This window comes from Millisia brevis NBRC 105863 (assembly GCF_001552615.1).
Lineage (GTDB): Bacteria > Actinomycetota > Actinomycetes > Mycobacteriales > Mycobacteriaceae > Millisia > Millisia brevis.
Genome location: NZ_BCRN01000014.1, coordinates 173,511 through 186,623 on the forward strand (window position 1 = coordinate 173,511; position 13,113 = coordinate 186,623).

Here is a 13,113-nt window from a genome sequence, read left to right on the forward strand (position 1 = left end):
TTCGAGGAGAGCCATGCCCGAAAAGACACTGCCCCTGAACAAATCCCAACTGCTGCAGGCATATCGCAAGATGGCGCAGATCCGTGCATTCGAGGATCGACTGCACGAGGAGAACGCCACCGGAGATATCCCCGGCTTCATCCACCTGTACTCCGGCCAGGAAGCCATCGCCGTAGGTGTGTGCGAAAACCTCAACGACGACGATTACATCGGCTCCACCCACCGCGGACACGGCCACTGCATCGCCAAGGGTTGCGACGTCAAGGGCATGATGGCCGAGATCTTCGGCAAGCAGGACGGCCTCTGTCACGGCAAGGGCGGCTCGATGCACATCGCCGACCTGTCGGTGGGAATGCTCGGCGCCAACGCGATCGTCGGTGGCGCACCGTCTTTGGCGATCGGTGCCGCGCTCAGCGCCAAGACCCTCAAGACCGGCGGCGTCGCGGTGGCCTTCACCGGTGACGGCGGCTCCAACCAGGGCACCGTCTTCGAGGCGATGAACATGGCAGTCGTGCTCGACCTGCCGATCCTGTTCGTCGTCGAGAACAACGGCTTCGGCGAAGCCACCGGCCGCGACTACGCCGTCGGCGCGACCAGCATCGCCGCGCGCTCCGCCTCCTTCGGTATGCCGGCGACCACGGTGGACGGCACCGACTTCTTCGCCGTCTACGACGCGACCGCCGAGGCCGTCGCCCGCGCCCGCGCCGGAGAGGGCCCATCGACCATCGAGGCCAACGCCTTCCGCTACCACGGCCACTTCGAGGGTGACGCCCAGCTGTACCGCACCTCCGAGCAGGTCGCGCAGCAGCGTCGCGACCACGATCCGCTGGTCAACTTCCGGGCCGCGGTCGGAAAGAAGATCTCCGCCAAGGAGTTCGACGCGATCGACGCCGAGACCACCGCGGCCGTCGACGAAGCGGTCGCCTTCGCCCGCTCGGCCGCCTATCCGACCCCCGACGCCCTGCTCGCCGACGTCTACGTCTCGTACTGAGGAGAACTCCAATGACTTCCACATTGAGCAAGGTCACCTACCGCGAAGCGGTCAAGATCGCCCTCGCCCAGGAGATGCAGCGCGACCCGCGGGTCGTGCAGATCGGTGAGGACCTGCGCGGCGGCCAGGGCGGCACCAACCCGGCCCTGGCGACCGAGAAGATCGAAGCTTTCGGCGGCGTGCTCGGCGTCACCAAGGGGCTGTGGACCGAATTCGGTTCCGACCGCGTGATCGACACTCCCATCACCGAATCCGCGATCGTCGGCATGGCCGCCGGCGCCGCGCTGACCGGCCTGCGGCCGGTCGCCGAGGTCATGTTCATGGACTTCTTCGGTGTGTGTTACGACGCGCTCTACAACCAGGCCGCCAAGTTCCGCTACATGTTCGGCGGCAAGGCGAAGACCCCGCTGGTGGTGCGCGGCATGATCGGCGCCGGCTTCTCGGCCGCCGCCCAGCACTCGCAGTCGCCGTACAACGTCTTCGCCGCGGTACCCGGCCTCAAGGTCGTCGCCCCGTCGAACCCGTACGACGTCAAGGGCCTGCTGATCTCGGCGATCCGCGACGACGACCCGGTCGTGTTCTGCGAGCACAAGACCCTCTACGACATGAAGGGTGAGGTCCCCGAGGATCCGTACACCATCCCGCTCGGTGTCGCGAACTACACCCGGCAGGGCACCGACGTCACCGTCATCGCGCTGTCGGCGATGGTCAACGTCGCCAACAATGCCGCCGATGCGCTTGCCGCCGAAGGGATCTCGGTCGAGGTCGTCGACCCCCGGACCGTCTCCCCGCTCGACGAGGAGGGCATCCTCGAATCGGTCGCCTCGACCGGACGCGTCGTGATCGTCGACGAGTCGGCCGCGCGTTGCGGCTTCGGCCACGATGTCGCCGCGCTGATCGCCACCCAGGCGTTCGGCTCGCTGAAGGCGCCGATCGAGTTGGTCACCCCGCCGCATACCCCGGTCCCGTTCTCGCCGGCGCTGGAGAAGGAATGGCTGCCCAGCGTGTCCCGGGTGGAGAACGCCATCCGCAAGGTGGTGTCGGCATGAGTGAGATCGCCGTCATCGAAATCCCCAAGTGGGGATTGTCGATGGAGGAAGGGACGGTCACCGAATGGCTGGTGAGCGAGGGTGCCTCGTTCGCCAAGGGTGACCTGATCTGCGAAATCGAAACCAGCAAGATCACCAACCAGTTGGAGGCGCCGTTCGCCGGTGTGCTCCGTCGGATTATCGCGCAGCCGGGGGAGACCCTTCCGGTGAACGCCCCGATCGCCGTCTCGGCCGATGCCTCGGTCTCCGACGAGCAGATCGCTCAGTTCGTGGCGGGACTGTCCCCGGCTGCCGCGGCCGCCCCGGCGGCGCCGGCTCCGGCCGCTGCCGCCGCCCCGACCCCGGCGCCCGCCGTGGTGCCGGTCGGGGTCGGTGCGAGCGCACCCGCGCCCGCGCCGGTGGCTCCCGCGGCGCCGACCGGTCGCACCACGACCCCGGACGCGTTGCGCGGCAGCACCTCCGAGGACGTCTTCGCGACACCGCACGCCCGCAAGCTCGCGGACGAGCTGTCGATCGACCTCGGTCGGGTCACCGGAAGCGGGCCCGAGGGTCGCGTCTCGGTGAGCGACCTGCACGAGGCGATCCGCTCAGCCGGCGGCACCGTCGCCGAGCAGCCTGCGGCTCGTCGGTCGACGGTCCCGGGACGCTCCACCGAGGACGACTCGACCGTCAACGCCACCCCGGTCGCTCGGCGGCTGGCCGCGACGTTGGGGATCAACCTGCACGACTGCCGGGCCACCGGCTCGCGCGGTCGGGTCTGCGAAGCCGATGTGCGCGAGGCGGAACGCCGCTTCGGGCTGATCGCGCAGACCCCCGTTGGTGCCCTCGAGGTGCCGGTGGAGGAGACCGACGTCGAGATCCTCGGTTTCACCGCGATGCGCAAGGCGATCGCCTCCCGCTTGCAGGAGTCGAAGCGCAATGCCCCGCACTTCCGGTTGACCGTCGATCTCGAGATCGACGAACTGTTGGCGCTGCGCAAGCAGATCAACGCCACGGTGCCGAAGGTCAAGCTGTCGGTGAACGACTTCATCGTCAAGGCGGTCGCCGCGGCGCTGGTCGCCGTGCCGGATGTCAACATCCAGTACGACGAGAAGTCCCAGTCGATCCTGCGGTTCGGCACAGCCGATGTGGCGGTGGCGGTTGCGCTGCCCACCGGTCTGATCACCCCGATCGTGCGCGGTGCGGACGGCAAGTCGCTCGCCCGGATCTCCGGCGAGGTCGCCTCGCTGGTGACCAAGGCGAAGGCCGGCCAGCTCACCCCGGACGAGTTCCAGGGCGGCACCTTCACGGTGTCCAACCTCGGGATGTACGGGGTCCGCGAGTTCGACGCGATCATCAACCCGCCGCAGGGAGCGATCCTCGCGGTCGGCGGAGCGCAGGAGCGCCCCGTCTACGTCAAGGGTGAGCTGGTCAAGCGGACCGTCATGACCGTGACCATGTCCTGCGACCACCGCGTCATCGACGGCGCGCTCGGGGCGACGTTCCTGCAGAAGCTGCGGACCTACGTCGAATCGCCCGCGCTGATGCTGGTCTGAGGAGGACTGCGATGACCGAGAAGTACGACGTACTGGTCGTCGGTAGCGGACCGGGCGGCTACATCGCCGCCATCCGCGCCGCCCAACTCGGACTGCGCACCGCCGTCGTCGAACGCGACAGCCTCGGCGGGATCTGCCTCAACTGGGGCTGCATCCCGACCAAGGCGCTGCTGCACGGCGCCGATGTCGCGCATACCCTCGCCAACCCCGGGCAACTGGGATTCACGGTCGAGAATGTGCGCTTCGACATCGAGCAGCTGGTCGCGTTCAGCCGGTCGGTCTCCGATCGACTGTCGAACGGTGTCGGATACCTGTTGCGCAAGAACGGGATCGATCTGATCACCGGGACCGCGAAGCTGGCCGACAAGGGTGTCGTCGATGTGACCGGCGCGGACGGTGCCGTGACGCGCTACGGCGCCGACCACATCATCCTGGCGACCGGGGCTCGTCCCCGGTCGGTCCCCGGGCTGGTGCCGGACGGCGACCGCATCTGGACCTACTTCCAGGCGTTGGTTCCGCAGGAGCTGCCGCAGTCGCTGGTCGTGGTCGGCTCGGGCGCCATCGGCGTCGAGTTCGCCAGCCTCTACCGCGATCTGGGCACCGAGGTCACCCTGGTCGAACTCGCACCGCAGATCATGCCGGTCGAGGACGCCGCGGTCGCCGAGCACGTCCGGTCGCGCTTCGAGAAGCGCGGCATCCGGGTGCACACCGGATCGACGGTGTCCTCCGCGGTGCCGTCGGCGACCGGGGTGGCGGTCACCATCACCACCCCGGCCGGCCCGGAGGAGTTGACGGTCGATCGGGTACTGGTCGCCACCGGAATCCAGGGCAACGTCGAGGATCTCGGGCTCGAGGAGGTCGGCGTGGAGACCGACCGCGGCTTCGTCGTCACCGATGAATGGTGCCGCACCTCGGCCTTCGGGATCTACGCGATCGGCGATGTCGCCGGCGGGCCGTGCCTGGCGCACAAGGCGTCCCACGAGGGCGTGCTGTGTGTCGAGAAGCTCGCCGGGGTGGCGGGGGTGCGTCCGCTCGACAAGGACTACGTCCCCGGATGCACCTATGCGCGTCCGCAGGTCGCGAGCCTCGGGTTGACCGAGGCGCAGGCGCGGGCGACCGGCCGGCAGATCCGGGTCGGCCAGTTCGACCTGCAGGCCTCGGGCAAGGCGTTGGCGATGGGGGAGCCGGACGGCTTCGTCAAGACCATCTTCGACGTGCAGACCGGTGAACTGCTCGGTGCGCACATGGTCGGTCCCGAAGTGACCGAGCAGATCCAGGGATTCGGCATCGCCCGCGCCCTGGAGGCCACCGACCACGACCTGGCCGAGGTGATCTTCGCGCACCCGACGCTGTCGGAAGCCATGCACGAATCGGTGCTCTCCGCTCTGGGGCGCCCGCTCAACATGTAGGACGCGCGCGTGTGCAAACCGGAACGTTTTTCGGCCGCGAAGGAGACTATTGTCTTCGCACCCCCGAAAAGCGGCCGGTTTGCACACGCTGCACCCTCGCAAACGGAGGAACTGCCGTGACCAACCCCGCCGGGCGCAAGTTGCTGCGCATCGAGGTGCGCAACTCCCAGACCCCGATCGAACGCAAGCCCGAGTGGATCAAGACCCGGGTGCGCACCGGACCCCAGTTCAAGGAACTCTCGGGGTTGGTCGCGAACGGCGGTCTGAACACGGTCTGCCAGGAGGCGGGCTGCCCCAACATCTACGAATGCTGGGAGGACCGCGAGGCGACCTTCCTGATCGGCGGATCGCAATGCACCCGGCGCTGCGACTTCTGCCAGATCGACACCGGCAAGCCGGCGGCGCTCGACACCGACGAGCCGCGCCGCGTCGCCGAATCGGTGCGCACCATGGGGCTGCGCTATTCGACGATCACCGGCGTCGCCCGCGACGACCTGCCCGACGGCGGCGCCTGGCTCTACGCCGAGACCGTCCGCCAGATCCACGCGCTCAACCCGGGCACCGGCGTCGAGAACCTGATCCCCGACTTCAACGGGGTCCCCGAACTGCTCGACGAGGTCTTCGACTCGCGGCCCGAGGTGCTCGCCCACAACGTCGAAACCGTGCCGCGGATCTTCCGCCGCATCCGCCCGGCGTTCCACTACGACCGCAGCCTCGGCGTCATCACCGCCGCCCGCGCGGCCGGACTGGTCACCAAGTCGAACCTGATCCTCGGCATGGGCGAGACCATCCCCGAGGTGCACACCGCGATGCGCGACCTGCACGACGCGGGCTGCGACATCCTGACGATCACCCAATACCTGCGCCCGACGCCGCGCCACCATCCGGTCGACCGGTGGGTCCACCCCAACGAATTCGTCGACCTCGCGAAGGCGGCCGAGGAGATCGGCTTCATCGGCGTGCTCGCCGGTCCGCTCGTGCGCTCGAGCTACCGCGCCGGCCGGCTGTACCAGCAGGTCATGGACCATCGGGAGGAGCAGACATGTGCCGCTGCCACGGTGTCGCAGGACGCACCCGGATCACTCGTTCCGGTCGGCCCCTGATCGGTACCCTGGGAGGCGTGATCCACCGTCCGCCCACCGTTGGGCCCGGTGTCGACCTGGCGACACGTGCTCGTCAACTCGGCCGGGTTCGCGACGCGGTGTTGTCCGGTGGACGTCCGCCGGAGTTGCCGCGGCCGATCGTGGCCCGCTCCTGGCAGCGCCTGCGCGACGCCGGGATCACCCCGGAGCGATGTGTGCACCCGTCCGAGGTCGCCGGCTTCACCGAGGTGGAATTGCGGCGGCTGCGCAGTCCGCTGCGATCGATCCTCCCCGAACTGCGCGAGACGATCGCCTGCATCGCCGACGCCGCCGACTTCGTGCTGGTGATCGCCGACGCCGACGGGGTCGTGCTCTGGCGGGAAGGGGCGCGCGGGACTCGCCGGCATGCCGACGATCTCGGCTTCATCGAGGGCGCCGACTGGTCCGAGGATTCGGTGGGCACCAATGCGATCGGCACCGCGCTGGTCGAGGACGCCTCGGTCCACCTGTTCTCCGCCGAGCACTACGCCGGCCGCCACCAGGGCTGGTACTGCATCGGCGAGCCGGTGCACGATCCGCGCACCGGCGAGGTCCTCGGTGTCGTCGACATCAGCGGTCCCGCGCTCTCGGAGCATCCGTCGACGATCGCCCTGGCCCGCACCGCGGTGCGCATCGCCGAGTCGTCGCTCTGGCGTGAACACCGCGAAAGCCTCGACCACCTGCGGGAGGCGTCCGCGCCGACCCTGGCCGCCCGCGGTCCCGCGCTGGTCGTCGACGCGAACGGCTGGGTAGCCGCCGCGCACGGGCTCGCCGCCCCCGACCGTGTGGCGGCGCCCGAGACCGGCACCCCGCTGCTGGTCCCCGGCCTGGGCCTGGCGATCCCCGAGCCGATGGGAGACGGCTGGATTCTGCGCCGCCGCGATACCGAGCCGCGCATCGAACTGGAGCTCGACTTCGGCGAGAGCCCACGGGCCACCGTGCTCGGCCACGTCACCTGGACGCGCGGCCTCTCCCCGCGGCACGCCCAGATCCTGCGGGCGCTGGTCGACGCTCCGCCGGAGGGCCTCGACGCGACCGACCTGAGCATCGCCCTCTTCGGCGAGCCGGACCACATCGTCGCGGTGCGCTCCGAGATCTCGCGGCTGCGCAAGAAGCTCGGCTCGATCCTCACCACCCAGCCCTACCGCTTCGCCGACGAGGTCCACGTCCGCGTCGTCGCCGCCTGACCCGTCCCTCGACGGCTCACTCACTGCCCGCCGCCGCCCCTGCCCCGGTCCGCGCCCACTGGCCTGCACGTCCATCGAACCCGCGCCCACCCCCGGCGCCCGCCGACCCCCGCGCCCACCCACCGACCCGGCGCCACCACGAAAGTGACACTTCCGGCGGTGGGACAGCAGAAAGCGTCACTTTCGCAAGTTCAGGGGTCCCGGGAGGCGCTCCGCCCGCGCGCGGCCGCGCCGCGCCGATTCGCCGCGCAACGCCACGAAAGTGACACTTTCTATGGTTCAGCCGCAGAAATCGTCACTCTCGCGACCTCGGCGACGCTCCTGAGCGGCCTGGTCAGTGAGGCTCGGTCGCTGATGGGTTCGGAGCCCTCCACGCGCGCGCCCGAACCCGGTCCGGCCGCCTGCCCACCGCTTCGGCCCCTCCGCCCACCCGGCGCCGGGACCGCCGAGCCAACCTGGCCGGGAAAGTGACAGTTTCTGCGGCTGAACCGAAGAAAGTGTCACTCCGGGGGCGGGGAGGGGCCGGGGCAGGGTGGGGGCGGAGGGGTCAGGCGGGGAGGGCGGCGGAGGAGGTGACGGTGCCGTCGCGGACGGTGAGGATTTGGTCGACGTCGCGGACGGTCTCCAGGCGGTGGGCGATCACCAGGACGGTGCGGCCGGCGGCGAGGCGGCCGATCGCGTCCTGGATGCGTGCCTCGGTATCCGGATCGACCGACGCCACAGCTTCGTCGAGGATCAGGATCGGCGAATCCTTCAGCAGCGCACGCGCGATCGACAGTCGTTGGCGCTGCCCACCGGAGAGGCTGGTGCCGGCGTCGTCGATCACCGACTCCAGACCGTCGGGCAGCCCGCGAACGACGTCGTCGCATTGGGCGGCTTCAAGCGCCGCCCAGATCTGCTCGTCGGTGGCCTCGGGTCGGCCGAGGGTGACGTTGTAGCGCACGGTGTCGTTGAAGAGGTACACGTCCTGGTACACCGTCGTCACCAGGCTCATCACGCCATCGGAGCCCAGTTCGCGCAGGTCGCGGCCGCCGATCAGGATCGCGCCGGAGTCGACGTCCCAGAGGCGGGCGGTCAGGTTCGCGATCGTCGACTTGCCCGATCCCGAGGGGCCGACCAGTGCGGTGATCGTGCCTGCCGGCGCGGTGAACGAGACATTCCGCAGGACCGTTTCCCGGACGTCGTCGTCCAGAGCCGGATCCTCGCTGTGTCGATAAGAGAAGGTGACGTCCCGGAACTCGATGGTCGCGTCCGCCGCGACGGCAGGATGCTCGGGCTCGGTCAGGATGGGTGCGTCCCAGACCTCCCCGATCTTGCGGGCGATCTCCTGCTGGTTGCGCCGATAGCCGGCGAGCACGTTGAGCTCTTGAATCGGCTGGTACACCGTCAGACTGATCACCAGGAAGAGCAGCAACGTCGTCGCCGAGACCGCCCCCGCCCCGTAGAGGGCGCTGCCCACCAGGATCACCGCGACCAGACCGGATTCGACGGAGATCGCGCCCAGGGCGATCGCCGGGGCCGCCTGCACGGACATCGCGATGCTGGTGTCCCGCAGGCGATCGACCGCTCCGGCGAACCGGCCACCGATGAACGATCCGGGATTGCCGCGCAGGACGGCGGCGCCCTTGGCCTGTTCGATCAGAACCATCGTCGCGTCGCGGCGGGCACGATGGACGTCCGCGAAGACGCGGTGATAGATGCGGTCGCTCCAGATGGTGATCCCGATGAAGATCGGGAAGCCGATCAACGCCGCCAATCCGAGGCGCCAGTCGAGGATCAGCAGGATGACCGACAGGTAGATCGGTTGGATCAGCGCGGCGGCGACCTGCTGCGGGATGTTCTGGAAGTCGACCATCATCGTGTCGTTGCCGACGAGCGTGGTGATCCGGCCGTTGTCGACGCGGGAGAAGAAGCCCAGCGGAACATGGCGCAGCCGTTCGACGATCGACAACTGCAGGTCGGCCTTCGAGTCGGCCGCCACCGTCCACACCGTGCCGTTCGCCCATCGAATCGCCAGGAATCGGACGAGCAAACCCGCGACGAGCACCCCGGTCACCCACCAGACGAGCGAGCGGTCGAACGGCTCGTCCTCGGTGATGCCGGTGATCGCCGCGTTGAGCACCAGGAAGACCGCCAGCAGCGGTATGCCCCGCAGCAGGGATTCGAGGATCAGCTTCGGCACCCCGCGGCGCAGCAGCACCGGCCATCCGCGTCCGAGCAGGGTGATCCACTGACGGGTGAAGCCCATCTCGCCGAGACCCGGCGTCACGATCGATCGGGCGGCGGCGTCGTAGCCGTCGGCATCGTAACCGTCAACATCGTAGACGCCGACATCGTGGACATCGACATCCGTTGGAGTGACGCCGGTTTCGTGGGAACGCCGGGAGATGGGCGCATCGGGTGAGGCCGGCGCCGTGCTCAGATGCCAGCCGCTCGCCCGGGTGTAGGCGTTCCACAGGGTCGCGTAGCCGGGGGAGTGGGCGAGCAGTTCGTCGTGGGTCCCCGCCGCCGAGATACGCCCGCCGTCGAGGTAGAGGATGCGGTCGCTCGACCGAATGGTGGCCAGCCGGTGAGCGATCGCGATGACCGTTCGCCCGCTGGTGACCGCGTCGATCGCGGCCAACGTCTCGCGTTCGGTCTGCGCGTCGAGGGCGGCGGTCGCCTCGTCCAGTACGACAACCGGCGCATCGGCGAGCAGGGCCCGAGCGATCGATACGCGTTGCCGCTCACCGCCGGAAAGGATGCCGCCACCGGCGGGAAGGGCCGTGTCCCAGCCGGACTCGAGGCGATCGGCGACGGCATCGAGCTGGGCGGAGCGGCCCGCGGCTTCGACCTCGGCATCGGAGGCATCGGGGCGGGCGAGGCGCACATTCTCGCGCAGGCTCGCCGCGAAGATGTACTCGTCCTGTTGGACGAACGCGACCAAACGAGCCAGTTCGGCCGATGGGATATCGCGAACGTCGACGCCGCCGATGGTCACCCGCCCGGCGGTTGGATCCCAGAAGCGGGCGATCAACCGGGCGACGGTCGACTTGCCGGCACCGGTCGGGCCGACCAGCGCATATCGTGCCCCGGCCGGAATGGTCAGCGACACCGAGTCGAGAACCGGGTGCGAGGCGTCGCTCGGCACCTCCCCATCGGACAATGCCGGGTCGTCATCCGCGGTGGCAACGGCAGGGGAGGCGTCGGGAGGGGAGGCGTCGCTGTCGGCGGCGGTATCGGCATAGGAGAAGGAGACCTCGTGGAAGGCGACGTCGAAACTCTCGGGGATTCGCGGCGAGGTCGCCTGTGGCAGCGGCGGTTCGGCAAGGATCTCACCGATCGCGTCCGCCGCGAACTGAATGCGCGTCATGATGGTGGCGAGCACACCGACCAGGCTGATGATCGGTCCGAGATAGGCCAATCCGATCAGCAGGAACAGTGCCAACGTCGCGAGGTCGATCGAACCGTCCGCGAATCGCAGCCCCGCCACGGGCAGCAGCAACGCGATCGCGAAGCCGGTGGCGACCATCATGAAGGACACCAACCAGCTCAACGGTCCCGCGGTGACGCGATGCTGCAGGCTCGCGCTGGTGATGATCGCCGAACGAGCCTGATCGTAGCCGGAATCGGGTCGCAGGAAGCCGCGAATCACCTTGATACCCTGCAGGTATCCCATGACCGCGCGGTTGAGGGTGGCGGTGTGCTCGGCGAACGGCTTGTTGTTGCCCGCCGCCAACGCCATACCGATGCCGGAGACCACGACCAACAGCACCAGCGACCCCAACGCCACCAGTGCGAGGCGCCAGTCGACCGCGAACAGCAGGATCGTGGTGGTGATCGGGACCGCTGCCGCTGCGGCGAGGTCCGGAACGCCGTGCGCGAGGGCTTCTTCCATTTGTTCGACGTCGTCGTGCAGGAGCTTCTTCATCTCGCCCGTCGAGCGGGCCTGGACGCGTCCCAGAGGGAGGACGCCGAGTTGCCGCGCGATCGCCATGCGCAGATCGGCCAGTGTTCGGTACGCCGCGACGTGCCCCACGTGGGTCGACAGGGCCGCCGCGACCGCCCGCACCACGATCGCCCCGGCGGTGCCGATCGCGATCCAGAGGATGGCGTCGCTGCCGCCGCCGTCCGGGTCGAAGAGGGCGACGGTCACCAGGTAGACCGCCACATAGGGAGCCAGGGAACAGGCCCCGGCGATGATCGCGAGGACCGCCGACAGCACCAACCCGAGGCGGTGTCGGCCGAGGATCGACCCGAGCGTTGCGGGCTCGGCGGTGTCCGACGACGCCGCCGGCCGAACAGATGAAGTAAGGCTCACCTTGGCTACCGTAGATCGTCGGCCCGTTTTAATCAACGGTGTGTGTATTTAGCATCGGGCGCTACCGTGGAGCGGTGCCCGTACCACCCACCGCGCGGCAGCCGGCCCGCGGACGTCCCCGACGCGACGCCGATCGCCCGGCCCTCGACAGGGACCGGATCGCCGCGGCGGCCTTCGATATTGCTGCCGAACAAGGATTTCCGGCGTTGACCATGCGCTCGTTGGCCGAGCGACTCGAGGTGACGGTGCGGGCGTTGTACAACCACGTCGACGACCGGCAGCATGTGGTCGATCTGGTCGCCCACCGCATGATGGATGCGCTGCCGGTGGTCGATTTCGACGGCGACGACTGGCGGGCATCGGTCGGCCTGCTCTACCGTCGGGCCCGCGAGGCGTACCGCTTGATGGGTCGGACCGTGCTGGTCGCCCTCGACGAGACGGTCACGCCGGTGGAGTTGCACCCCAACCGCATACTGGCGCCCGAGCGGGAGCTGGCGTTCCTGGTCGGCCTCGGACTGAGCCTCGAGCAGGCGCTGATGTGGCGCACCCAGTTCCTCATCGACATCTTCGGCTGGGTCATGCTGATCGACTATCGCTACGACCGGGTTCCCGCCGACCAGCGGCATACCCTGCAGGATCCGGTCCCGCGCGAATGGCTCGACGCGCACCCGGATATCGATGCGCCGTTGGCGCGCAGCGCAACCCGGCTACCGATGCTGTCCCGCGAGGATGCCTTCGACGCCATGGTCGACCGGGCGATCGGCGTGATCGAGGCGGTTCGGGCCTAGGGCTGCGCCGTCGGACCGGGCGGCCGTCGATCCGGGTGGCCGTCGATCCGGGTAACCGCGGATCGGGCACGGTCGGTGATTCAGGCGGTGGCGGCGGCCGCCCGCGCCGTCACGCCGTCGACGAACAGTCGCAGGCCGAACTCGAATCGTTCGGTCGGGCTGGGGGAGTCGGCATCCGGGGCGATCTCCGGGGCGACATCGTCGGGAAGGGCTCCGGCGGAGTCGAGCTGGATGCGGGCCTGCTCATCCGAGGCGCTCCCCAGGACGTAGAAGAGCAAGGCGTCCGCCGCGATCGGCACGTGCCGCGGGTCGAGTCCGCTCCGGCGCAGCGGTACCGCCAGCGCATCGGTGAGCGAGATGGTCATGGTGCGCGCCGAGACGCTCGCCGCCACCGTCTCCGCTCCGTCGCGGCGCGCGAGCAGCCCGTCGCGCAGCCGCCGGGCGAGGTCGATCGCCGCGTCGTCCCACCCGTCCGCATCGGCGGTCGCGTCCTGCACGGCGGGCGCGACGATCGCATCGGCGACCGCGCCCAGGACGGCCTGCTTGTTCGGGAAATGCCAGTACAGCGCGCCGGGTTGCAGGCCGAGGGCACTCGCGAGGCGCCGCATGGTCAGGTCGGCCAGCCCGTATTCGTCGAGGATCCCGAGGGCCGCTTCGACCACGTCCAGGCGATTGCGCTGCATCCCGCCATTGTCGTCGATGCGGCGGTTTCTGTGGGGTGTTGGGTGACCAA

9 protein-coding genes are annotated in these 13,113 nt (G+C 69.2%); 7 read left to right on the forward strand and 2 right to left on the reverse strand.

The window, feature by feature from the left end; all coding sequences use genetic code 11:
• Positions 1–28 precede the first annotated feature (28 nt).
• From MB1_RS18790 to MB1_RS18815, 6 genes are all read left to right on the forward strand, one after another.
• Complete coding sequence (locus MB1_RS18790; RefSeq protein WP_066910989.1) at positions 29–991, forward strand: thiamine pyrophosphate-dependent dehydrogenase E1 component subunit alpha; 963 nt, start codon at positions 29–31, stop codon at positions 989–991.
• Positions 992–1,002: 11 nt separating this feature from the next.
• Complete coding sequence (locus tag MB1_RS18795) at positions 1,003–2,040, forward strand: alpha-ketoacid dehydrogenase subunit beta (RefSeq protein ID WP_218000274.1); 1,038 nt, start codon at positions 1,003–1,005, stop codon at positions 2,038–2,040.
• On the forward strand, positions 2,037–3,575 hold the full coding sequence (locus MB1_RS18800; protein WP_066910868.1) for a dihydrolipoamide acetyltransferase family protein: 1,539 nt from the start codon (positions 2,037–2,039) through the stop codon (positions 3,573–3,575). The genes MB1_RS18795 and MB1_RS18800 overlap by 4 nt, the downstream gene beginning before the upstream one ends.
• 11 nt (positions 3,576–3,586) lie before the next feature.
• Positions 3,587–4,984: a dihydrolipoyl dehydrogenase gene (lpdA, locus tag MB1_RS18805; protein WP_066910871.1), complete on the forward strand. Its 1,398-nt coding sequence runs from the start codon at positions 3,587–3,589 to the stop codon at positions 4,982–4,984.
• Between the two features lie 116 nt (positions 4,985–5,100).
• Complete coding sequence (gene lipA, locus MB1_RS18810; protein ID WP_084352167.1) at positions 5,101–6,087, forward strand: lipoyl synthase; 987 nt, start codon at positions 5,101–5,103, stop codon at positions 6,085–6,087.
• Between the two features lie 17 nt (positions 6,088–6,104).
• Entirely contained in the window at positions 6,105–7,292 is a 1,188-nt protein-coding gene (locus tag MB1_RS18815; protein WP_245650256.1) for a helix-turn-helix domain-containing protein, read from the forward strand.
• A gap of 547 nt (positions 7,293–7,839) precedes the next feature.
• On the opposite strand, the gene MB1_RS18820 is transcribed toward MB1_RS18815, so the two are convergent.
• Positions 7,840–11,592 (reverse strand): ABC transporter ATP-binding protein, encoded by a 3,753-nt coding sequence (locus MB1_RS18820; RefSeq protein WP_218000275.1) that lies wholly within the window; start codon positions 11,590–11,592, stop codon positions 7,840–7,842.
• A gap of 74 nt (positions 11,593–11,666) precedes the next feature.
• Here MB1_RS18820 and MB1_RS18825 point away from each other — a divergent pair, with 74 nt between their 5' ends.
• The gene (locus tag MB1_RS18825; RefSeq protein WP_066910877.1) at positions 11,667–12,380 is read left to right on the forward strand and encodes a TetR family transcriptional regulator; all 714 of its coding nucleotides are present in this window, start codon (positions 11,667–11,669) and stop codon (positions 12,378–12,380) included.
• Positions 12,381–12,460: 80 nt separating this feature from the next.
• Here MB1_RS18825 and MB1_RS18830 read toward each other — a convergent pair whose 3' ends face one another.
• Positions 12,461–13,063 (reverse strand): TetR family transcriptional regulator, encoded by a 603-nt coding sequence (locus MB1_RS18830; protein ID WP_066910880.1) that lies wholly within the window; start codon positions 13,061–13,063, stop codon positions 12,461–12,463.
• Between the last annotated feature and the right edge of the window lie 50 nt (positions 13,064–13,113).